Genomic DNA, 22,470 nt, shown 5'->3' on the forward strand with positions numbered 1-22,470 from the left:
GGGCTACCGGTGCAGGCCGGACGGGCCGCCCAGCCACACACCCAGCTGCTCGCCCGAGACGTGTGCCGCACGGTCCGAGACGAGGTAGGACACGGCGTCGGCGACGGCGTCGGGCGGGATCTCCGGCCACTGTCCACGGAGGACCTCCATAGCCCGCTCCCCCTCGCCGCGGGTCATCCCGGTCTCGACGAACCCGGGGATCACGGAGTTGACCGTGATCCCGCGGCGCGCCGTCTCCTTGGCCAGCACCTCGACCAGCGCCCCGACGCCCGCCTTCGCGGCGGCGTAGGCACCGGTCCCGGGCAGGACCGACCGGCCGGCCGCCGGGCTGCCGACGAACACGATCCGGCCGTGCCCCGCCTCGTACATCGCCGGGAGCACGGCGTGCGTGCAGTAGAAGGCCCCGCTGAGGTTGACGCCGATCACCCGGTCCCAGTCGGCGGGATCGAGCCGCCGGGCCGACGCGGTCAGGTTCATCCCAGCGTTGTTGACCAGGACCGACGGCGCGGCCCACAGCGCGGTCACCCGTTCGACCAGCTCCGTCACCGCGGCGGGATCGGTGACGTCGGCCTGCAGGCACTCCGCGGTCCCGCCGGCTCCCCGGATCTCCCCGACGAGCGCCTCGGCCTCGGCTCCGCTGGTCGCGTAGTCGACGGCGACGGCGTGGCCGTCGGCCGCGAGCCGCCGGGCGACCGCGGCCCCGATCCCGCGGGCCCCTCCGGTGAGCAGCGCGACCCGCCGGGCCGCGGCGTCGGGTGACGGCACGCGTACGTCCTCTCCTCGGTTCTGATCATCCTGACACGTGAGACGACTATCGTCCATTGTCACGTCGCCGGCACGGGACGAGCGTCGAGGGACACGGACCCCGCTCCGTATGCTGGGCGGGTGCCCGACCGCTCGCCTCCGGTGACCGCCCGGCCCTCCGCTGCCGTCGAGCGGATCCTCGACGCCGCCGACGCGTGCTTCGCCCACTACGGCATCGCCAAGACGACAATGGAGGACGTCGCATCGGCGGCGGAGATCTCCCGCGCGACGCTCTACCGCACGTTCTCCGACCGAGAGAGCCTCCTGACGGCGCTGGTCCGCCGCCGCGCGCGGATGAACATCGAGCGCAGCCGGGCCCGGATCATGGCGCTGGACTCGCTCACCGAGCGCGTCGTGGAGGGCATCACGCTCAACGTCCGGGTCGGGCACCGGGACCCGCTGATGCACGCGCTGGTCTCCCCCGAGCAGATGGCGCTGGCGAACACCCTCCTGAGCTCGACCGGGCTGGCGACGGAGCTGACCCACGAGTTCTGGGAGCCCGTCCTGACCGCGGCACGGGACACCGGTGAGATCCGGGCGGACCTCGACCTGGTCGGCCTGTGCGAGTGGATCTCCCGGCTGGAGATCATGTTCATCGTCCAGCTGGAGGACACCCCGGAGGACACGGACCGCATCCGCCGGCTCGTGGCCGACTTCGTCGTCCCCGCGCTCACGGCGGCTGGCTGAGCGGGCCGGCCGGGGCTCAGTCGCCCAGGTCGGCGGCGAGCTCGCGGTGCAGGTGCTGGCAGGCCTGCTCGTTGCGGCCGTAGAGGAACGTCCCGTGCGGCCACGCGGCCGCGTTCTGCTGGATCGTCAGCTCCATCGGCCAGTCCTCGTTCACGGCCGCGTCCTGCAGGATCTCCCAGCTCCGCCGGATCCGCCGCTCGATCCGCTCGGTCCGCTTCTCCGGGCGGACCAGGAACCGGATCTGCGTCGTCGACCGGTTCGGGTCGGTCGTGTCGGGCCACACGGTCCAGAACTCGACGTGGTCCGGCGTCGAGATGACCATCGAGTTCGGGTAGAGGAACAGGTTGCTACCCATCAGCCGGAAGTCGGCGTCGACCTCCTCCCCGGCGCGGGCGAGATCGCCCATCCGTGTCCGCGGACTGAAGGACTGGCCGTGCCGGCCGTACTGCCGCCACACGCTGGTGTTCGTCTCGATCAGCTTCCCGACGCCCTCGGGGTGCAGGAACTTCGGGTGCAGGACGTCGATCGCACCGTCGAGGACGATCTTCCAGTTGATGTCCAGGGTGAACGACTCGTCGAGGAAGATCTCAGCGCCGCCGAGGCCGTAGGGCGACAGCTGCGCGTCCACCTCGGGGCCCAGCCAGTCGTCGATGTCGAGGTCCTGGTCGCCGGACAGGACGGCGAACAGGAAGCCGTGCCGCTCCTCGGTCCGGATCCGGTGCAGGCCGTGCCGGTCCTTGTCGACGTGGGTGTAGAAGTCGTCGTACGGCACGCCGCGCAGGCCGCCGTCCTCCCGGGAGTAGCTCCAGCCGTGGTAGTGGCAGGTGAAGATCCGCTTCTGCCCGCACGGCTCGTCCTCCACCCGGCCGCCGCGGTGCCGGCAGATGTTGAGGTAGGAGCCGACCGTGCCGTCCGACCGGCGGACGACGATCAGCGGCATCCCGAGGATCTCGCGGGTCAGAAAGCTGCCGGGCCTCGCGATCTCCGAACCGTGCCCGACGATCACCGGGAGCCGCTTCAGGAGCGCCCGCTCCTGCGCGGCCCGCTCCTCGCCGACGAAGTGCGAGATCGGCACCCGGAGGTCGGTCGGGGACATCTCCGTGGTCCCGGCACGCAGGTGCTCGGCGAGGGTGTGTGCGACGTCGTCGTTCAGCAGTGTCATGTCTCGGTCCCCCGGGTAGTGGTGGTGATCGACGGGCGGGACGCTCGGATCTCCCCGAGCACCTCGTCGGTGTGGGCCCCGAACTCCGGGGCCCGCTGCGGCGCGAACTCCTCCCCGACGACCCGGACGGGGCTGGCGGCGAACCGGAACCCGTCCTGGTCGTAGGTAGTGGCGCGGGCCGTGAAGTGCGGGTCGTCCACCAGCTCGGTCACCGTGTTGACCGGGCCTCCCGCGATGTCGTGGGCCAGGAACAGCGCGGTCCACTCGGCCCGAGTCCGGGTGCGGAACACCGCGTCGAGCTCCCGCCAGACGTGCCGGGCGCGCGCGTCGGACCCCTCGTCCACCGACGCGAGATCGACCTCCAGCAGGTCCGGCCGGTCGACCGCGTCGCAGAACGCCCGCCAGAACTTCGGCGTGTGCGAGCCGAACACCATCGCGCCGCCGTCCTTCGTGGCGTACGCGTCGAGCAGCGGCCAGTCCGGCAGCCGCCCGTCGGCGGTCCAGCCCGGACGCCGGTGGGTGCGGCCGGCGTTCAGCGCGCCGTCGATCCGGTCCGGCATCCAGGCGATCGCGACGTCGGCGCTGCTCACCTGCAGGCGCGCGCCCACTCCGGTGGTGCGAGCCCGCAGCACCGCCGCCAGGACCGCCATTGCGCCGTACGCGCCCACGGCGTACATCGCCTGCGGGGTCTCCGCCGAGCCGCCCATCACCCCGGGCGGGGAGGGCCGCGCGGTGTCCACCGTGCGCAGCCCGGCGTAGGCGTCGAACCACATCCCGCCGGTGGCGAGGTCGCGGTACGGCCCCTCGGCCCCGGTCCCGGAGACCTCGCACAGCACGGTCGACGGGCGCTGCCCGGCCAGGCGCTCCCAGCCGAGCCCGAGCCGGTCGAGATACCCGTGCCTCGTCCCCTCGACCACCGCGTCGGCGGACGCGGCGAGCCGGAGGAATGCCTCGACGCCCTCCGCCGTGCGCAGGTCGAGCTCGACGCTGCGCTTGCCGCGGTTCCACCGCAGGTGCATGAACCCGGGGCCGTCCGGTCCGCCGACGGCCTGCGCCCCGGCGTACCGGACGCCCTCGCCGCGGCCGGGCGTCTCGATCTTGATGACGTCCGCGCCGAGATCGGCGAGGTGCCCGCCGACCGACGACGGCGCCAGCTGCGCGACCTCGACGACACGCACGCCGTCGAGCAACGAGTATCCGCCCACCACTCCTCCTCCGTCCGTCGCCGAACCGTGACACGTGAGACAATTTCTGTCAATCATCTCACGGCGCCGACAGCTACCTTCTTCCTTAAGGTGAAGCGATGTCGGGATTCCGTTTCGGGGTGCTCAGCACCGGTGCCACCTGCGGTCCGGGAGGCTGGCCGGCGTTCGCCCGGCGGGTCGAGGACCAGGGCTGGTCGGTGCTCCAGGTCCCCCAGCACTTCAGCGTGCCGTCGGTACCTCCGCTGCCCGCGCTCGCGACGGCGGCCGCGACCACGTCGGAGCTGACCGTCGGGACGCTGGTGCTGGACAACGAGACCGGCCACCCGGCCGTCGTCGCGCGGGACGCCGCGTGGCTCGCCGCCGCGACCGGCGGCCGGTTCGAGCTGGGCATCGGGGCGGGCTGGATGGCCGCCGACCACACGATGCTCGGCCACCCGTTCCGGGAGCCGGCCGAGCGGGTCGACCGCCTCGGCGAGGCACTCGCGCTGATCCGGGGGTGCTGGGCCGGGCGGACGTCGTTCGCCGGGACCCACTACGTGCTGGACGCCCTGCCGGAGGGGGCCGCCACCGCGGCCCCGCCGCGGCTGCTCGTGGGCGGCGGCGGGCGGCGGGTGCTCGATCTCGCGGCCCGGCACGCCGACGTCGTCGGGATCGCCCCGGACATGCGGAGCGGCCGGATCGGCCGCGACGCGGCACGCACCACCGGGCGGGAGCAGGTCACCGCCAAGGCGGCCCGCATCCGGGAGCTGGCCGCGGCCCGCGGGGCCACGGTCGAGCTGCACATGTCGATCACCGGGATCCACGACCGCGCCGACACCGCCCGGATCGACCGACTGGCCGACAGCTTCGGCGTCGCGCCCGGCGAGGTACCGCGGCTGCCCAGCGTGCTCGTGGGGGACACCGCGGAGATCGCCGACGAGCTCCGCCGCCGCCGCGACGAGACTGGCGTGAGCTACCTGACGGTGAACGAGACGCTGCTGGAGCGGATGGCCCCGGTCGTCGCCGAGCTCGCCGGGACCTGAGGGGCTCTCAGTCCCGGACGAGGTCCCGGCTGATGATCTCCTTCATGACCTCGTTCGCGCCGCCGTAGATCCGCTGGACCCGGGCGTCGGTGAAGGCACGCGCGATCGGGTACTCGGTCATGTAGCCGTAGCCGCCGTGCAGCTGGACCCCGGCGTCGATCACCTGCCACTGCATCTCGGTGGCCCACCACTTGGCCTTGGCCGCGTCCACCGGGGTGAGCCGGCCCGCGTTCAGCTCGCGGACGCACCGGTCGACGTAGCTGCGGGTCACCTTGATCCGGGTCCGGAGGTCGGCGAGGGTGAACCCGACGCTCTGCTGCGCGGCGAGCGGCTTGCCGAAGGCCGTGCGCTCGCGGGTGTGGTCGAGCGTCCACCGGAACGCGGCCTCGGCCGAGCACTGCGCGGCGACCGCGATGCCCATCCGCTCACGGGGCAGGTTCTGCATCAGCGCGGGCAGTCCGCCGCCGAGCTCGCCGAGCAGGTTGGCCGCCGGCACCCGCGCGTCCTGGAAGAACAGCTCCGCGGTGTCCTGGCCGGGGAGCCCGATCTTGTCCAGCTTGCGGCCGCGCTCGAAGCCCGGGGTGTCCCGCTCGACGACGAACAGGGAGTACCCGGCGGAGCGCGCGTCCGGGTCGGTGCGGGTCACGACGACGACCAGGTCCGAGGTGATCCCGTTGCTGATGAACGTCTTGGAGCCGTTGAGGACCCAGTGGTCGCCGTCGCGGACGGCGGTCGTCGCGATGCCCCGCAGGTCACTGCCCGCGGCCGGCTCGCTCATCGCGATGGCGGCGATCGTCTCCCCGGTCGCGAAGCCGGGGAGCCAGCGCTCCCGCTGCTCCGGGCCGGCGAGGTTCAGCAGGTAGCCGAGGACGATGTCGTCGTTGGTCCCGAACGCGGACTGCAGGGACGCCGCCCCGGCCGCGGCGATCTCCTCGGACAGCACGAAGCGGAACCGGTAGTCCGGCTCCCCCGCGCCGCCGTACTCCTCCGGCACCGCGAGCCCGACCAGGCCGGCCGCGCCCGCCTTCTTCCACGTCTCCCGGTCGATCTGCCGGTCGGTGTCCCACCGCTCCACGTTGGGCACCACCTCCCGGGTCACGAAGGCCCGGGCCGTCTCGCGGTACGCCTCGTGGTCGGCCTCGTACAGGTCGGTCTCCACGCGGTCTCTCCTTCCGGCCGGTCGGACCGGCGGTGAACGGGACGGACGGTGTCAGCGGGTCGCCGCGGCCTCGACCACGTCGAGCATGTCCCGGATGTCGACGAGCTTGACCCGGGGGCGTCCCTCGCCCCGGCCGGTCCGCCGCTCGTGGGCGTCGATCGCCTTCCACTCGGCGAGCCCCATCGCCTCGGGCCTCCGCTCGGCCACCAGCGCCGAGAACTCCGGCCCCCCGGCCCGCGGGGTGTCCAGCCGGCCCGCCGACCAGTCCGCCAGCAGGGCGTTCACGGTGTCCTCGGCACACCAGCGGTTCGTCCCGATCACGCCGCTCGGGCCACGCTTGATCCAGCCCGCGGTGTAGACGCCGGTGACGGCCTCGCCGGTGTCCGGGTCGGTGACCCGTCCGTCGTCGTTCGGGAGGACTCCGCGCTGCTCGTCGAAGGGCACCTCGGGGATCCGCGCGCCGCGGTAGCCGACCGAGGTGAGGACGAGCCCGCAGTCGAGGTCCTCGGTCTCGCCGGTCGGCCGGGCGGCGACCCGGTCCCCGTCGGCGACCGCGGTGTTCCGCGCGACGCGGACGCCCTCGACGCGCTCCTCCCCGAGGATCTCGTCGGGCCCGGTGAGGAACCGGAGGACGATGCGGCGGCCGGCACCGCCCGGCTCGCGCCCGGCGAGCTCGCGCAGCGCGTCCAGCTTCAGGGCGAGGACCGGATCCGGCTCCCGCTCCAACCGGGCCGCCGTGACCTCGTCGAGCTCGATCTCCGCGGGGTCGACGACGACGTCGATCCCGGGAAGGTCGCCGAGCGCCAGGAGCTCGGGGGTCGTGAACGCCGCCTGGGCGGGGCCCCGGCGGCCGAGGACCACGACTTCGCGGACCGCGCTGTCCCGCAGCGCGGCGAGCGCGTGCGCCGAGGTGTCGGTGCCCGCCAGGTGCTCCTCCCCCGCGACCAGCACGCGGGCGACATCGAGGGCGACGTTGCCGTTGCCGACGACGACCGCGCGCTCGCCGGACAGGTCGAACCGCCGGTCCGCGGCGTCCGGGTGGCCGTTGTACCAGGCCACGAAGTCGGTGGCCGAGCTGCAGCCGGGCAGGTCCTCCCCGGTGATCCCGAGGCTCCGCCCGCCCGGGGCACCGACCGCATAGAGCACTGCGTGATGGTGGGCGAGCAGCTCGTCGTGCCCGATGTGCTCCCCCACCTCGACGTTGAGGTGCAGGGCGACCTTCCGACGCCCCCAGGTGCGGGCGAGCGCGGTGCCCGCGCCCTTGGTGTCCTGGTGGTCGGGAGCCACGCCGTGCCGGATCAGGCCGCCCGGCACCGGCAGGCGGTCGATCATCGTGATCTCGACGTCCAGCCCGCGCCGGCGCAGCATGCTCTCCGCGGCGTAGCAGGCGGCCGGCCCGGTCCCGACGACGGCGACCCGCAACGGCCCCGCCCCCTCGGGCGAGCTGATCTCCGGCTCGGTCCGCCCCGTCCGCGCGGCCGGCTCCCGGCCGTCGTACCAGGCCGCGTTGATCCGTAGGTAGCGCTCGTCGACCGGTTCGAGGTCCTCGTCCGGCACGATCGCCGACACCGGGCACACGTCGATGCAGGCCGCGCAGTCGATGCAGGTGTCCGGATCGATGTAGAGCATCTCGGCGGTCGCGTAACCGGGCTCGTCGGGCGTCGGGTGGATGCAGTCGACGGGGCAGACCTCGACGCACGACGCGTCGTTGCAGCACGAGCGGGTGATCACATGGGTCATCGGTGGTCCTCGACGGTGCGGACGGGAGCAGGCCGGCGGCGGCGGGCCCGTCGGGGCCCGCCGCCGCCGGAGGGATGCGTCGCGCTGGGGATCAACGCACCTTCTGGTGGGTGGACGTGATGTCCGAGTACTCGGTGCGGATCGCCGGCTTCGCGATCTTCCCGCTGGGCAGCCGCGGCAGCGGGTCCTCGCGGACCACGACGTAGCGCGGGACCTTGTAGTCCGCCATGTGCCGGTTGCACTCCGCGATGATCGAAGCCTCGTCGAGGCCCTCGCCCCAGACGATCGCCGCCGGGGTCTCGCCGAACCGCTCGTCCTCGGCGGCGATCACCGAGACCTCCTTCACCCCGGGGATCTGGGAGATCACGGCCTCCAGCTCGAACGGCGACACGTTGATGCCACCGGTGATGATCAGGTCCTTGAGCCGGTCGACGAAGGTGAGCCGGCCGCCCTCGTCGCGGTTCCCGAGGTCGCCGCTGTGCAGCCAGCCGTCGCGCAGCGCCGTGGCGGTGTTCTCCTCGTCCTGCCAGTACCCGGGTGTGACACCGGGCCCGCGCATGACGATCTCGCCGTTCTCGCCGGGATCGCACTCGGTGCCGTCGTGGCGGACGACCTTGATCTCGGTGAAGACGTTGCCGCTGCCGCACTTGTCGGGGTGGTCGGCGGCCTCCTCCGGCCACGTCGCGGTCGCGACGCCGCCGACCTCGGTCATCCCGTAGATCTGGCGGAGCACGACGTCCTTCGCCGCGTACGCCTCCAGCAGCGGCACGGGTACCGCCGCGCCACCGACGATCGCGGTGTCCAGGCTGCTGAGGTCGGCGTCGGCGAACTCCGGGGTCGCAGCTAGCGCCTGGAAGATCAGCGGCACGCCGAACATGACGGTGATCCGGTGCTTCTCGATCAGCTGCACGGCGCGCGAGGGCTTCATCTCCCGCTCCGCGACCAGCGTCCCGCCGAGCACACCGGTGATCACCACGCCGTAGACCAGGCCCGGGGTGAAGGCCAGGGGCAGCAGCAGGAGCGTCCGCGCGCCGGGCCGCATCCCGGGGTCGGTCAGCGAGTTCTCGAAGACGATGTCGAGCAGCGTCCGGTTGGTGCAGACGACACCCTTGGACAGGCCGGTCGACCCGCTGGTGAACAGGATCGCCACCGGGTCCGCGGGGTCGAGGTCGATCCGGAAGTCGTCGGTGCCGCCGGTTCGGAGCCGGCCGACCTCGTCGAACGGGACGGTCGTGAGGTCGTGCCCGAGCCCGACGACCTCCTTGAGCGTCTCCTCGTGCGCCTCAGCGGTCACGACCACCCCGGCGCCGGAGTCGCCGAGGATCTTGTGCAGCTCGCTCGCGACCAGCCGGGGGTTGAGCGGGACGAGCACGCCGCCCGCCTTGATGATCCCCCAGGCCGTCACGACCCACTCGACGCTGTTCGTGCTCATCAGGCCGATCCGGTTGCCGGGCGAGACGCCCTCCCCGACCAGCCGGCGGGCGAGCCGTCCGGACCAGTCCTGCAGCTGCCGGTAGGTCACGGCGTCGTCGCCGACGACGACGGCCTGCTGGTCCGGCTTCCGACGAGCCCACCAGTGCAGGGCCGATGCAACTGACGTCGCCATGATTCTCCTTCTCGCGCCACGGTGCGCAGCCGGCGACCGGACAGGGCCTCGGGCCCCGGGCTCCCGGTCACGTGGACATCCTTCGGTTGGCCGCCTGGCCGGCCCGGTACGGGTCAGGCCGGTACGACGACCCGGCCGGCGAGCCGGCCGAGCACCTCCTCGGCGTCGGCGACGATGCGGTGCACCAGCTCGGCGACGGTGGGGATGTCGTCGATCAGTCCCTGGCACTGGCCCGCCGTCCAGACACCGGCGTCGAGCTCGCCGGTCTCGAACACGGTCCGTCCGCGAGCCCCCGCCACCAGCTCGCGGACGTCGGGGAACTGCCCGCCCTCGTCGAGGATCCGGACGACCTCGGTGCTGACCGCGTTCCGCGCCACCCGTGCGGTGTTCCGCAGCGGGCGGAAGATCAGGTCGGTGGCCCGCTCGTCGGCGTCCACGATCGCCTGCTTCACGTTCCGGTGCACCGGCGCCTCGGCGGTCGCCATGAACCGGGTGCCCATGTTGATGCCGTCGGCGCCGAGTGCGAGCGCCGCCGCGAGGCCGCGGCCGTCGGCGAACCCGCCCGAGGCCACCACCGGGACCGAGAGGCGGGCCGTCGCCGCCGGGATCAGGACCAGCCCCGGCACGTCGTCCTCGCCGGGGTGCCCCGCGCACTCGAACCCGTCGATGCTCACGCCGTCGACGCCCACCCGCTCGGCCTTGAGGGCGTGCCGCACGCTGGTGCACTTGTGCAGCACCTTCACACCGTGCTCGTGGAAGAGCGGGAGGTGCGGCTCGGGGTTGGACCCGGCCGTCTCGACGATCGGGATGCCGGACTCGACGATCACCCGCCGGTACTCGTCGTACGGCGGCGGGTCGATCGCCGGGAGGATCGTCAGGTTCACCCCGAACGGCCGGTCGGTGAGCTCGCGGCAGCGCGCGATCTCCTTCGCCAGGTCCTCGGGGGTCGGCTGGGTCAGCGCGGTCAGGAAGCCGAGGCCGCCGGCCTCGGCGACCGCGGCGACGAGCTCCGCGCGGCCCACCCACTGCATCCCGCCCTGGACGACCGGGTGCTCGATCCCGAAGACCTCGGTGAACCTCGTACGCAGCGCCATCTGTCTCCTCCCGCTGGGATCCGGTGCGGCGGCGTCAGAGCCGCTCGGTGAACTCCGCGTCCAGGGCCTCGGAGATGCTGCGGTCACCGCCGTCGGTGAGCAGCCGCTTGGTCAGCGCCATCGCCACCGCGGGCCCGACGGCGAGCCGGTCCACCAGGTCGCCCGTGACGGTGTCCAGTTCGGACACCGTCACGACCCGGTTGACCAGGCCGATCTCGGCGGCGCGGGCCGCGGTGACGATCTCGCCGAGCAGGCAGAGCTCCTTCGCCCGGTGCAGGCCGACCAGGCGGGGCAGGACCCAGGACCCGCCGAAGTCGACGGCCAGCCCGCGCCGGACGAACACCTCGGAGAAGCGGGCCCGGTCGGACGCGACGACGAGGTCGCAGGCCAGTGCCAGGTTCAGCCCCGCCCCGACGGCCACCCCGTCGACGCGCGCGACGGTCGGCGTGGCCATCCGGTGCAGCGCCAGCGCCGCCCGGTTGATCCGGTTCATCGAGCCGAGCGGGTGCCGCTCGTCGGACACCGCCGACAGGTCGGCCCCGGAGCAGAAGTCGCCGTCCCGCCCGGTCACGACGACGACCCGCACCTGCGGGTCGTCGTCGAGCTCGGTCAGCAGGCGGTACAGCTCGTCGAGCATCGACGCGGTCAGCGCGTTGCGCCGGCCGGGGTTCGACAGCTCGATCGTCGCCGCCGGACCGCTCCGCCGGACGGCCACCTCCGCCTGCCCCACGCCGGTCACGCGAAGTCGACCACTCCGCGCAGGTTCAGGCCCGCGTGCATGTCGGCGTAGCCCTGGTTGATCTCCTCGAGCTTGTACCGCCGGCTCACGAGCTCGTCGAGCCGCAGGTAGCCCTGCTGGTACATGTTCAGGAAGTAGGGCACGTCGCGGGTCGGCGACGACATCCCGAACAGGGCACCCTGGATCCGCTTCTGGTACATCGCGAGCTCCATCAGGTTCACCGGGATGCCGGTGGTCATGAAGTTCGCGACCGCGGTGAGCACCACGACGCCGTCCTTGCGGACCGACGCGAACGCCTCGGCGACGTGCTCGCCGGTCGCCACGCCGACGCAGACGATCGCGCTGTCCGCGCCCTGGCCGTTGGTCAGGTCCTTGGCCAGTGCGGTGGCCTCGGCCATGGTGCCGACCGCGTCGGTCGCACCGAGCTTGAGCGCGCTCTCGCGCTTGAACCCGACCGGGTCGACCGCGATGACGCGGAGGGCGCCACCGTGCTTCGCGCCCTGCACCGCGTTGATGCCGATCCCGCCGACACCCATGACGATCACGACGTGCCCGGGCCGCACCTGGCCGGCGTTGACCGCGGATCCCCACCCGGTCGGGACACCGCAGCCCACGAGGGCGGCGCTCTCCAGCGGGATGCTCTTGTCGATCTTGATGGCGCCCCACTCGGGGAGGACGCTGTACTCGGAGAAGGTCGACACCAACGAGCACTGGGCGACGTCGGTGTCGCCGTGGTGCAGCCGGAAGGTTCCGTCGAGCTGGGTCCCGGTCATCATGAACGCGCCGTTGTCGCAGAGGTTCTGCTTGCCCTCGGCGCACCAGCGGCAGCGGCCGCAGCCGGGGATGAAGCTGGCCACGATGTGGTCGCCGGGCTGCAGGTCCCGCACTCCGGACCCGACCTGCTCGACCACGCCGGCACCCTCGTGCCCGCCGCAGTAGGGGTAGTGGGCCGACGGCACGTCACCCTTGGCGAGATGGTCGTCGGAGTGGCACAGCCCAGCGGACTTGTACCGTACGAGGACCTCGTGTTCCTTCGGCTCGTCGACGTCGATCTCGATGACGTCCCACTCGCTCGGTGCCTCCCACAGGACAGCTGCCCTCGACTTCATCGTCTTGTTCCTCTCGGGGAATGTGCGGTATGCCGCTCGGAGCGGAGTGACCGTCTCCCTCGACGGCCTCGGCGAGGGGGCCGGGGAAGATCGGGACCCTCCAGAGCGTGGCCAGCCTAAAGTTGGTAGGTAGGGCCGTCAATACGTCTTCGTGTTTTTGTCTCGTAACGGACAACTCAAGATGCATTGCACCAGGTAGGAGCGCACCTGGGCCGCACTGATAGATACATATGACATCATCCGTCATATGATCGTCGATGATGCCGCTCCCGGGGAGCGGCCCGCCCCGCAGACCCCCCTGCTCGACCTCTTCCGGCTCGACGGGAAGGTCGCCGTCGTCACCGGGGCGAGCTCCGGACTCGGGGCCGGGTTCGCGGTCGCGCTCGCCGAGGCGGGGGCGGACGTCGTCCTGGCCGCCCGCAGGGCCGACCGCCTCGCCGAGACCGGCGCCGCGGTGGCGCGGCACGACCGTCGGTGGCACGCCGTCACGGCCGACGTCGCCGACCCCGACGACTGCGACCGGGTCGCGGGGGCCGCACTCGAACGCTTCGGCCGGGTCGACGTACTCGTGAACAACGCCGGCATCAGCAGCGTGGTTCCGGCACTGAGGGAGGAGCCCGGCGACTTCCGGGGCGTGCTCGACGTCAACCTGTCCGGGGCGTACTGGATGGCGCAGGCCTGCGCCCGGCGGATGGAGCCCGGCTCGGCGATCGTGAACGTCGCGAGCGTGCTGGGCCTCGTCGCGTCGGCGCTTCCGCAGGCCGCCTACTCGGCGAGCAAGGCCGGCCTCCTCGGCCTGACCCGTGACCTCGCCCAGCAGTGGTCGGGCCGCCGCGGGATCCGGGTCAACGCGCTCGCCCCCGGGTTCGTCAACACCGAGATGACCGAGGAGATGCCGGAGGAGACCCTCGGCCGCTTCCTCGCCGGCGCGCCGCTGCAGCGACTCGGCACCCAGCGTGAGCTCGACGCCGCGATGCTGTTCCTCGCCGCACCCGCCTCCGGCTACGTCACCGGGGCGACGCTCGCCGTCGACGGCGGAATGAGCGGGCACTGAGCAGACACCGGATCGACCGCGCGCCGGGAGGCCGAGCCTCCCGGCGCGGCCCGTCACACCGGGTCGAGCGCCGACACCAGCCAGCGGTCGCCGTCCTGCTCCATCGTGACCCGCACGCGCGATCCCGACAGCGTCGGCTGGTCCTGCCCCGCCCGCGTGGAGGTCTGGTTCAGGAACATCATGAGCTGGACCTGCCCCGGCGACGACACCTCGGTCGTGCCGACCGCGGCCGCGGAGGTCTGGGTGACCAGCTGGTCGCGGTTCGACGCCGGGATGACGATGTCCCGGACCAGGCTGGTGTAATCCTCGCGGAACCTGCCGCCGACCTGCTCGGTCCGCTCGTCGAGCTCGTCGGCGATACTGCGGTGGTCGTAGGACAGCAGCCGCGGCACGACCTCCTCGGCCACCGCTCGCGCCTCGTTCCGGGCCGAGTCCGTCCGCATGTTCTGCACCTGCAGCACGGTGAACAGCACCGCCAGCGCCGCCAGCACCACGGCACCGGCCCCGAGCACCCGTGTCGCCTGCCGGGGGCGGTCGCGGTACCAGCCGACGACCGACCGGTACGCCCGGACCGGCAGCAGGCCGATCCACCTCAGACCGCGGCCCACGGGACGAAGCAGTGCCCTCGGACCCCTCACGGCACGAACTCCACTCGCGACACGAGCCATTCGCCGTCCTTCTTCTCCAGCTCGGTGACCATCCGGTAGAACCGCGGCTCGCCGTTCGGCACGCTCTGATTGGACACGTTCGCCTTCACCGCCAGGATCGCCCGCGCGGTCGAGGCGTCGATGGAGTCGATGCCGGCCCCGGTCACCTCGCCCTGGGTGGACACCTTCGACTCCTTCACGAGGGCGATGTAGGAGTCCAGGTTCTGCGCGAACAGCCCGCCGAAGTCCCCGGTGGAGTCCTCCACGACCCGTCGCACGTCCTGCTCGGCGGTCTCGTGGTTGATCGACGTCAGCATCACCGCAGCGTCCTGGGCCGTCTCGAGCGCCGCGGCCCGATCGGACTCGGCCGCGCGGCCCGTGTTCCACACGATCCCGCTCACCACGGCCGCGACGAGCGCGAGGACGAACGAGGCGAGCACACCGCGCCGGACAGCTGGGCTCGGCGCCGGCCCGTCGCCGTCGGCGCCCGGGGGGACGTCCGCGGGGGCGTCGCCTCCGGTCGGACCGGGCTCGTCGACACCGCGGACGGGTGCGGTGGCAGGGAGGGGATCCGCCGCACCGGCGCCGGCCGTCCCCTCCCGCGCCCGCTCGCCACGGGCGTCGGTCGCCGGACCCTCGGGGGTCACATCGTCCGGGGACGGGTCGGCGGCCGACCCGTCCCCGGTCGGCGGCGAGCCCGCGCTCCGACCGCTCTGGGAGGTTCTCACCACGTCAACTCCTCGGTTCGGCGGTGCCGGGCCGTCCCGCTCCGGGGATGAGCGGGACGCGGGGACCGGCACCGTGTTCCAGCGCCCCGGCGGGGGTCCGGGGCGCGAACCTGACGGCTGCGACTGTTGTGTCCGTCACGGCCAACCGATACTGACACAATCGTCGTTCTGTATCGTCAGGGGGTCTCGCGAGCTCTGCAGGAGCAGGTCAGGCCTCCCCCGGGACGGACATCAGACCGCCCAGCGTCATGGCCTCGGGTGGGGGCGCGGGGCTGCTCACCGCACCGATCGCACCGAGGGGCTCGAAGGCCGGCTCGCCGTCCACCGGGGTGTCCGGGCGCAGCGTCAGCCGGCCCGCGGCCGACGGGCTGTAGCCGTCACCACGGCACTGGAAGATCGTCGCCGCGCGGCGTCCGGGAGGCGACCCGGGCTCGAAGCACGGCAGGTTGCGCGCGCTGCGCGCCAGCGTCGGGTCGTCCTGGGGCAGCTTGCAGTAGCTGTTCTCCGGGAGCGGCTCGTCGCCGACCTCCATCGCGTTGCGCGGTCCACCCGGCTGGCCTGCGGGGATCCACCCCTCGACGCAGTTGGGCTGGTTCACGTTCGTTCCGAGGTTGAACCGGAAGATGCCGGGCTCCGCCTCCGGCGCGACGATCAGCGATCCGGCCGTGAACATCGGGTACACGACCAGGATCTGCTCGAGCGGGGCGTTGTAGGCCTCGGCCAGCCGGGTCAGGACCTCGGTCGTGCTCAGCAAAGTCGGGGTGCTACGGCTCAGGTCGCTGAGCAGTCCCTCGGCCTGCTGCGCGGCACGGGAGCCGTCCGTCAGGACCGACCGCAGTGCGGGGTCGCTCTCGCGCAGCTGCCCGGTGAAGGAGTTCAGGTTCGCCGCCCAGCTCCTGATCGAGTCGCTGGTGGCCAGCTGCGGGTCGGCGAAGCCCTCGAAGTCGTTGATCAGCTTCTCGGTCGGGTCGTAGTTCCGATCCGCCTCCTCGACCAGCAGTCCGGTGTTGTCGACCAGCCGGCCCAGGTCCGGGCCGATGCCCCGGAACGCGTCGGCGAACTCGTTCAGGACGGTGGTGAAGTTCTGCTGGTCGACCGAGGTGAGCAGGTTGTCCGTGCCCTGCAGGACGTCGGCGGTCGGGACCGGGACCGAGGTCAGCTCGAGCGGGACGTGCGCACCGTCGGCCAGCGGCGGGGCGGCGGGGTCCTGGGGGACGAAGTCGACGTACTGCTCGCCGATGGCCGACACGCTGTGCACCTCGGCCCGGCTGCCCGCCGGTGGCACGTGGTCCTCGTCGATCGTCATCCGGATGCGGACGCCCTCGGGGTCCAGGTCGACGTCGGTGACCGTGCCGACCGTCGCGCCGCGGTAGGTGACGTTGGCGTTGGGGTAGAGGCCCCCGGCCGTCGGCAGCGTCGCCGTCACGGCGATGCGGCCGATGCCGAGCACCTGTGGTACCCGGACGTAGTGGAAGACGATCAGCAGCGTCGCGACCACCGTGAGCACGGTGAAGATCGCCAGCTGCACCTTCACGTAGCGGGTGATCACCTCAGTTGCCTCCCGTCAGACCGCCGAGCAGGCCGCCGTCCGAGGGCTGCTCGGCCGGTTGCTGTTCCTGCTGGCGACGCTCGAACTCGCTCTGTTCCGGGGGCGCCGGGGGTTCCAGGGTCCCCGACGGCGGTCCGGGCGGCGGGTCGTTCGGCACCGCGCCGTCGAGCAGGTCCAGTCCCGGCTCGCCGATGGGCGCTCCGGGCTCCTGCGGGAGGACGGGCGCCGTGAGCGGGTCGGCCGCGTCGAGCGCGTTGCCGCCGGCCTTCATGATGTCCTGCAACCGGTTCAGCTGGCCTTCCATCGGGGTTCCGGTGAGGAAGTTCTGGTCCAGCGTGCCCAGCGTCAGGTCCAGCGTCAGCCAGAAGTTGATGTAGTCGCCCTGGAACGTCTCCCCAAAGTTGCGCAGCGGGAAGATGATGGTCCCGAGCAGCCCCAGCGAGTCGGTCAGCGAGTTGTTCGCGTCCGCCAGTCCCTTCAGGGCGGGCGTCAGGTTGTCGAGGTTCCGGGCCAGGTTGTCCGAGCTCTCGGCGACGACCGCGTCGGTCGCGTCGCCGAACCTGCCCAGCGCCACCAACGTGTCCGTCAGGTTCTCCCGCTCCCGGTTCAGCACGGTCAGGGCCGGCGGGATCGACTCCAGCGCGCCGTCGATGACCTGGTCCTGTTCGGCGAACCGGGCGGCGAGCCGGTCGATCCCGTCGAGGGCCCGGGTGCTGTCGGCCTTCTGGTCGTCGAGTCCGCGGCTGAACGTCTCGAGCTCGGTCAGCAGGGTGCGGAAGTCCTCGGTGCGTCCCCCCAGGGCCTTGTTGAGCTCCCCGGTGATCGACTTGAGGTTCTGCAGGTTTCCCCCGTTCAGCAGGGTGGCCACCGAGGCGAGGACCTCCTCGGTCTCGGGATACTTGCCCGACTGCTCGAGACCGATCCGCGCCCCGTCCTCGAGCCGACCCGTCGGGGCCTGGTCGGTCGGCGGCGACAGCTCCACGTACTTGGCACCGAGGAGCGAGGTCTGGCCGATCCGCGCCCGGGAGTTGGCGGGCAGCTCGACGTCCGGGTCGAGGGAGACCGTGACGACGGCCGTCCAGTCGTCGAGCCGGACGTCGGTGATGTTGCCGACCGGCTGGTCGCCGACCCGGACCGGGTTGTTCGGCACCAGGTCGGCGACGTTCTTCAGCTCGATCTGCACGGTGTAGGCACCGGCGCCGACGCCGGGAACCCCGGGCAGCGTGAAGTCGTTCAGGCCGCTGTAGTCGCACGCGGTGAGGGAGACCGCGCACGCGGCGATCATCGCGACCACCGCACCGCGCCGTGTCGTGCCCATCAGTTGCCTCCTTCGGGCAGCAGCAGACCGCCCAGGCCCGGGGCGTCGACGTCCGGCGGGGCCTCCGGGCCCGGCGGGGGCTGGCGGTACGGCGCGTCGCGCCCGGGCTGGTTGTCGGTCGGCCCCCCGAGACCGGGGTTGATCGGGTTGATACCGATCGGCGGCTGCTGCACCCGCAGCAGGTTGAACAGCGGGCCGAGGTTGCTCTTGCAGTAGTCGATGCCCTGGACCGGGTCCTGCGCCGCCGCCGTGAACGCCGAGCAGACGAAGTCCGCCGGAGTGTTCAGGTTGTCGACGACCAGCTTGCCCGACAGCGCCCGCGTCCTCGGCGAGACGATGTTGAACAGGTTCATCAGCGTGCTGGGACCGACGTGCAGGATCGTCGCGAGTTCGTCGCGCGAGTTGGACAGGGTCCGGGTGAGGTCCCCGAGCTCGGTCACCGACTCGTTGAGGACCGGGCCGTTCTCGTCGACGAACTCGTCGACCGCCACCGCGGCCCGCGAGATGCCGTCCAGCGCGGCCGACAGCTCGTCCTCGTTGTCGGTGAGCACCCCGGAGACGGTGTCGAGGCGCTGGTTGAACTCCACGATCTGGCCGTCGACCTGCTTGAGCGCGGTGACGAACGCCTGCAGGTTGCGGACGGTGCCGAACAGGTCGCCGCGGCCCTCGGACAGGGTCTCCACGGCTGCCGAGGCCTCCCGGACCAGCTCGTTGAACCTGGCGCCCTGGCCCCCCGCGGCATTGGCCGCCGCCATGTCGAGGAACCGGGACAGCGATCCGCTCTGGTTCGCCTGCTCCGGACCCAGGGCCCGGCTCAGGTTCTGCAGCTCCTGTTTGAGGTCGTCGAACTCGAGCGGGGAGACCGTGCGCTCGACGGGGATGTCGCCGCCGTCGGGCAGCACCGGCCCGCCGGTGTAGGCGGGTGCGAGCTGCAGGAAGCGGGTGGCCACCAGCGTCGGCGACACGATCGCCGCGTTCACCTCCGCCGGCAGGTCGTACCGGGCGTCGTAGGTGAACTCCATGCGCACCTGGTCCCCGGCCGGCTCGATCGACTTGATCTTGCCGACGTCGACGCCCTGGATCCGCACACGGTCGTTCGGGTAGACGCTCTTGACCGACGCGAAGTAGGCCACGCCCGTCTTGGTCGTGGTGTTGATCAGGATGATCGCGGCGGCGGCCAGCACGGCGGCCACCAGCCCGGCGATCAGGATCCGGGACAGCAGCGGTCCCGAAGTGAGACGGGGCATCAGTTTCCTCCGGCGCCGATGAGACCGCCGACCGACGGCGGTGTGGGGGCGAAGCCCTCGGCCGACGGGGCCGGTACGGCCAGGCTCGGGACGAAGTCGTTGACCGGGAACAAAGTCGGTCCGACGTTGCCGAGATCGCCGTGACCGGCGAAGAACGGGCCTCCGGCCAGACCCTCGCCGAGCCCGGTGATGAAGCTCGAGACGCGTTCGATCGAGGAGACGATGTTGCCCTCGTTGCGTTCGAGGATCTCCAGCACGCCGTTGAGCTCGGTCAGGGCGGGCGCGAGCCGGCCGCGCTGGTCGTCGACCAGGCCGACGATCTGGTCGGTGGCCGCGCGCGTCGTGACCAGGAGCTGGCCGATGACCTCCCGGCGAGCCTCCAGCTCGCCGAGCAGCTTGTTGCCGTCGGTGAGCAGGGCGGTCAGCTTCGCGGTCTGGCGGTTCAGGACGCCGGTGACACTCTCGGCCCGCGCGAGCAGGTCCTGGATCGCGGCGTCGCGGCTCGCGATCGTGCGCGACAGCCGGGTGATCCCCTCGAAGGCCGGCCCGATGTCGTCCGGGGTGTTCCGGAACGCGTCGGTGAAGGAGTCCAGCGCCGTGCTGACCTGCTGCATGTCGATCTCACCGGTCCGTCGGGTGAGGTCCTCGATGCCCTGGGTGATGCTGTACGGCGCCTTCGTGCGTTCGAGCGGGATCGTGTCGCCGCTCTGCATCGGGGCACGACCGTCCGGGCGCAGCTCGAGGTTGCGTTCCCCGAGCAGGGTCTGGGTCCCGATCGTCGCCGACGTGAGGTCGCCCAGCTCGACGTCCTTGGCCGTGAACGCGACGACGACGTCGGCACCCTCGAGCGAGACGGACCGGACCTGGCCCACCTCGGTCCCGGCGACCCGGACGGTGTTGCCCGCCTGCAGGCCGCCCGCCTCGGTGAACCGGGCCTCGTACTTCTTGCCGGCGAAGACCGGCAGCTCTGCGAGCTGGAACGACGCGACCAGCAGCACCGCGAGGATCGCGAGGCCGGCGATGGCGATCGTGACGGGGTTCTTCTCCCGGAACCGGAGCTTCATCGCCCACCCTCCGTACCGTCGGTGCGGAGGAGGTCGTCAGGGACCTGGCCCTGCTCGTCCGCGTCCTCCTGCGGGATCGGGTCCGCCTCCCGCTGCTCGGGCGTCTCCAGCGGGGAGTTGCCGAACTTGCAGCGGTCGACGTTGTCGGCCGGACCGACCCAGGGCGAGTACACCGGATCACCGGCGGGGCCCGTCGTCTTGGTCCGCACCGAGCAGATGAACAGGTTGTAGGTCGCGCCCCGCGAGCCCAGGCGGCTGACCCGCAGGTACGCGCCGGGCAGCAGTGCGAGGTTCTCGTCGATCGCCGCCTCACCCGCCTTGGCCTGGGTGGCGACGCGGTCGAGCTGGTCGACGGTGTTCTTCAGCGGACCGCGGACCTTGCCCAGCAGCTGGTCGACGCTGCTGGTCAGCCGGTTGGCCCCCTCGAGGGACTCGCCGATGCGCTGACGATCGCCCGCCAGCCCGCTGGTGAGCTGCTGGAGCTCCGTGATGGTCGACTCCAGCTCGGGCGCCCGCCTGTCGAGGGTCCCGAGAACGGTGTTGAGGTTGTCGACCACCGAGCCGATGACCGCGTCCTTGTCGGCCAGGGTGTTGGTCAGCGAGCCGACACGAGCGAGCAGCGACTCGATGGTGCCGCCCTGCCCCTGGAACACCGAGATCAGATCCGAGCTGAGCTGGTTGATCTGGTCCGGGGCCAGTCCCTCGAACAGCGGGGAGAAACCCGCGAGCAGGACGTCGAGGTCGAGTGCCGGTCGGGTCTGGGCGACGGGGACGACGTCGTCCTCCGCCAACGCCGGCCCACCGGCCGGTCCCTTGGCGACCTCGAGGTAGCGGTCCCCCGTCAGGTTCAGGTAGCGGACCGCGAGCCGGGTGTCCGCGGGCAGGTCCCGCGCGGACTCGACGGTGAACGTGACCAGACCCTGGGTGTTGTCGACGACGGAGACGTCCTCGACCGACCCGACCTCCACACCCGAGATCCGGACCGAGTCCCCCTCGACGAGGCCCGAGGTGTCGGTGAACACCCCGGAGTAGCGACGCTGGTCGCCGAAGCCGGAACCCGCCCCCATCTCGATGCTGACCACGGCCAGCACCAGGAGTGTGACCACCACGAAGATCGTGGTCTTGACCAGCGGGCCGGTGATGTTCTGTGCCTTGGAAACGCTCATCACTGACCTTCCTCGTCGCCGAACAAGCCGCCCAGCAAGCCGCCGGACCCAGCCGGCGGCGCGGCCGGCGGGGCTGACTCCGTGCCGGGCGGGAGGGGCGCGGGCGCGCCCGGCGCCGGCGCGGGCACTGCGCCGGGGGCCATCGGCGGCGGCTGGACCTGGGCGCCCGGCAGACCGGCCTGCCCACCGGCGTCGGCGAACGGCCCGAACAGCTGCGTGACCAGGGTCGGGTCGGCGACCCGGACCGTGTTGTCACCTGTCGAGTTGGGCTCGCCGCCCTTGTCGACGTTCTTCAGCAGGGACTCGGGGACCACGCTGCCGTCGAGCCCGGGCATGCCGTGGCAGTCGGGGCCGTTGTCCGCACCGACGACGGGCGGGCTCTTGTAGACGTCGTCGCCGGGCTGCAACGTCACGAGACCGACGAAACCGGGAACCGTGTTGCCCTGCTGCTGCTCCAACTGCCGGCGGGACTTGTCGAGCCCCTGCAGCCAGCACGCGAACATCGGCGAGTACTCGCGCAGGAGGTCCGTGGTCGGCAGAGCGGTCTGCGACACGTCGCGGATCCCCTCGCGGTTCTGCAGGAAGAACGCCTCACCGGTCATCGACACGCGGGAGATCTGGAACAGGAAGCTCTCCAGGTCGGCCTGCTGCTCGACAATCGTCCGGCTGGTCACCGTGCCGTTGTCCAGGAGGCCCGTCAGGTCGCCCGCGATGTCGCCGTAGAGGCCGGCCAGGTCGGCTCCCTTGCGGAAGTCTGTCTGCAGCTGAGGGAGGTTGGCGTTGAACCGCTTCAGGTATGCGGCGAGCTGCTGGGCGGTCTGCCCGATCTCCTCGCCGCGCCCGTCCAGGGAGTTCGCCAGGTTACCGACGACCTCGCTGACCTGGGCCGGCTCGAGGGTCTCGAGGATCCGGTCCAGCGAGTCGAACAGGGTGTTGACCTCGACGGTGACCGCGTCGCTGGTGAGCTCGTCACCGGCAGCCAGCGTCCGTCCCGAGGGCGCTGTCGGCTCCGCGAGCTGCACGGTCTTCGCACCGAAGGCGGTGAGCTGGTCCAGCGACACCGTGACGTCGGAGGGGACCTGGCCGATCCGGTCGGCATCCATGGCCAGGACGATGTCGACGGCACCGCGGTCGCCGTCGGCGAGCGACACCGATCCGACCTCGCCGACGTCGACGCCCTTCAGCTGAACCCGGTTGCCGGGGTACATCTGCAGGCCCGACCGATCGGCCCGGAGCGTGACCGGCACGGTGTTGGCGAACGCGTTCAGGTACATCGCCGTGCAGAGTGCGAGGAACCCGAACACCACCCCGAGCAGGATGAGTGCGTACACGCGGTACTTGAACCGCGAGAAGAACGATTCGTTCATCTG

The 22,470-nt window shown here is 71.9% G+C and carries 20 protein-coding genes; 3 read left to right on the forward strand and 17 right to left on the reverse strand.

Annotated elements, in window-relative coordinates:
• Positions 1 to 3 precede the first annotated feature (3 nt).
• Entirely contained in the window at positions 4 to 765 is a 762-nt protein-coding gene (locus XF36_RS18455; RefSeq protein WP_060712928.1) for an SDR family oxidoreductase, read from the reverse strand.
• A gap of 120 nt (positions 766 to 885) precedes the next feature.
• Between XF36_RS18455 and XF36_RS18460 the strand changes: the two genes are divergently transcribed.
• Positions 886 to 1,491, forward strand: coding sequence for a TetR/AcrR family transcriptional regulator (locus XF36_RS18460; RefSeq protein ID WP_202968419.1), 606 nt, complete (start codon positions 886 to 888; stop codon positions 1,489 to 1,491).
• Positions 1,492 to 1,507: 16 nt separating this feature from the next.
• Here the strand turns inward: XF36_RS18460 and XF36_RS18465 are convergent, their stop codons facing one another.
• Positions 1,508 to 2,653, reverse strand: a complete 1,146-nt coding sequence (locus XF36_RS18465; protein WP_060712929.1) for an aromatic ring-hydroxylating oxygenase subunit alpha — start codon at positions 2,651 to 2,653, stop codon at positions 1,508 to 1,510.
• Positions 2,650 to 3,858 carry a CaiB/BaiF CoA transferase family protein gene (locus XF36_RS18470; protein WP_060714808.1) on the reverse strand — a complete coding sequence of 403 codons (1,209 nt, stop codon included), beginning with the start codon at positions 3,856 to 3,858 and terminating at the stop codon, positions 2,650 to 2,652. The genes XF36_RS18465 and XF36_RS18470 overlap by 4 nt, the downstream gene beginning before the upstream one ends.
• Before the next feature lie 98 nt (positions 3,859 to 3,956).
• Between XF36_RS18470 and XF36_RS18475 the strand changes: the two genes are divergently transcribed.
• Positions 3,957 to 4,880 (forward strand): TIGR03621 family F420-dependent LLM class oxidoreductase, encoded by a 924-nt coding sequence (locus XF36_RS18475; RefSeq protein WP_060712930.1) that lies wholly within the window; start codon positions 3,957 to 3,959, stop codon positions 4,878 to 4,880.
• Between the two features lie 7 nt (positions 4,881 to 4,887).
• Here XF36_RS18475 and XF36_RS18480 read toward each other — a convergent pair whose 3' ends face one another.
• From XF36_RS18480 to XF36_RS18505, 6 genes are all read right to left on the reverse strand, one after another.
• The gene (locus tag XF36_RS18480; protein ID WP_060712931.1) at positions 4,888 to 6,039 is read right to left on the reverse strand and encodes an acyl-CoA dehydrogenase family protein; all 1,152 of its coding nucleotides are present in this window, start codon (positions 6,037 to 6,039) and stop codon (positions 4,888 to 4,890) included.
• A 51-nt stretch (positions 6,040 to 6,090) separates the two neighbouring features.
• Positions 6,091 to 7,779, reverse strand: coding sequence for an FAD-dependent oxidoreductase (locus XF36_RS18485; RefSeq protein ID WP_060712932.1), 1,689 nt, complete (start codon positions 7,777 to 7,779; stop codon positions 6,091 to 6,093).
• A 91-nt stretch (positions 7,780 to 7,870) separates the two neighbouring features.
• Entirely contained in the window at positions 7,871 to 9,385 is a 1,515-nt protein-coding gene (locus tag XF36_RS18490; protein WP_060712933.1) for a class I adenylate-forming enzyme family protein, read from the reverse strand.
• Between the two features lie 113 nt (positions 9,386 to 9,498).
• Positions 9,499 to 10,479: an NAD(P)H-dependent flavin oxidoreductase gene (locus XF36_RS18495; RefSeq protein WP_060712934.1), complete on the reverse strand. Its 981-nt coding sequence runs from the start codon at positions 10,477 to 10,479 to the stop codon at positions 9,499 to 9,501.
• 34 nt (positions 10,480 to 10,513) lie between these two features.
• On the reverse strand, positions 10,514 to 11,209 hold the full coding sequence (locus XF36_RS18500; RefSeq protein WP_168169540.1) for an enoyl-CoA hydratase/isomerase family protein: 696 nt from the start codon (positions 11,207 to 11,209) through the stop codon (positions 10,514 to 10,516).
• Between the two features lie 5 nt (positions 11,210 to 11,214).
• The gene (locus XF36_RS18505) at positions 11,215 to 12,327 is read right to left on the reverse strand and encodes an NDMA-dependent alcohol dehydrogenase (RefSeq protein WP_060712936.1); all 1,113 of its coding nucleotides are present in this window, start codon (positions 12,325 to 12,327) and stop codon (positions 11,215 to 11,217) included.
• Between the two features lie 247 nt (positions 12,328 to 12,574).
• Here XF36_RS18505 and XF36_RS18510 point away from each other — a divergent pair, with 247 nt between their 5' ends.
• On the forward strand, positions 12,575 to 13,381 hold the full coding sequence (locus tag XF36_RS18510; protein WP_060712937.1) for an SDR family NAD(P)-dependent oxidoreductase: 807 nt from the start codon (positions 12,575 to 12,577) through the stop codon (positions 13,379 to 13,381).
• Positions 13,382 to 13,434: 53 nt separating this feature from the next.
• Here XF36_RS18510 and XF36_RS18515 read toward each other — a convergent pair whose 3' ends face one another.
• The 8 genes from XF36_RS18515 to XF36_RS18550 all read right to left on the reverse strand — a co-directional run bounded on the left by XF36_RS18515 (position 13,435) and on the right by XF36_RS18550 (position 22,467).
• Positions 13,435 to 14,019: a hypothetical protein gene (locus tag XF36_RS18515; RefSeq protein ID WP_145981416.1), complete on the reverse strand. Its 585-nt coding sequence runs from the start codon at positions 14,017 to 14,019 to the stop codon at positions 13,435 to 13,437.
• The gene (locus tag XF36_RS18520; protein WP_145981417.1) at positions 14,016 to 14,759 is read right to left on the reverse strand and encodes a hypothetical protein; all 744 of its coding nucleotides are present in this window, start codon (positions 14,757 to 14,759) and stop codon (positions 14,016 to 14,018) included. The genes XF36_RS18515 and XF36_RS18520 overlap by 4 nt, the downstream gene beginning before the upstream one ends.
• A gap of 205 nt (positions 14,760 to 14,964) precedes the next feature.
• Positions 14,965 to 16,305: an MCE family protein gene (locus XF36_RS18525; RefSeq protein WP_060712940.1), complete on the reverse strand. Its 1,341-nt coding sequence runs from the start codon at positions 16,303 to 16,305 to the stop codon at positions 14,965 to 14,967.
• Position 16,306: 1 nt separating this feature from the next.
• Positions 16,307 to 17,623 carry an MCE family protein gene (locus XF36_RS18530; RefSeq protein WP_064485455.1) on the reverse strand — a complete coding sequence of 439 codons (1,317 nt, stop codon included), beginning with the start codon at positions 17,621 to 17,623 and terminating at the stop codon, positions 16,307 to 16,309.
• Complete coding sequence (locus XF36_RS18535) at positions 17,623 to 18,870, reverse strand: MCE family protein (protein ID WP_060712941.1); 1,248 nt, start codon at positions 18,868 to 18,870, stop codon at positions 17,623 to 17,625. Before XF36_RS18535 ends, XF36_RS18530 begins: the two co-directional genes overlap by 1 nt.
• Complete coding sequence (locus XF36_RS18540) at positions 18,870 to 19,934, reverse strand: MCE family protein (protein WP_060712942.1); 1,065 nt, start codon at positions 19,932 to 19,934, stop codon at positions 18,870 to 18,872. The genes XF36_RS18535 and XF36_RS18540 overlap by 1 nt, the downstream gene beginning before the upstream one ends.
• Complete coding sequence (locus XF36_RS18545) at positions 19,931 to 21,100, reverse strand: MCE family protein (protein WP_060712943.1); 1,170 nt, start codon at positions 21,098 to 21,100, stop codon at positions 19,931 to 19,933. The genes XF36_RS18540 and XF36_RS18545 overlap by 4 nt, the downstream gene beginning before the upstream one ends.
• Complete coding sequence (locus tag XF36_RS18550) at positions 21,100 to 22,467, reverse strand: MCE family protein (protein WP_060712944.1); 1,368 nt, start codon at positions 22,465 to 22,467, stop codon at positions 21,100 to 21,102. Before XF36_RS18550 ends, XF36_RS18545 begins: the two co-directional genes overlap by 1 nt.
• Positions 22,468 to 22,470: the final 3 nt, after the last annotated feature.

The organism is Pseudonocardia sp. HH130629-09, assembly GCF_001294645.1.
In the GTDB taxonomy this organism is placed as follows: domain Bacteria; phylum Actinomycetota; class Actinomycetes; order Mycobacteriales; family Pseudonocardiaceae; genus Pseudonocardia.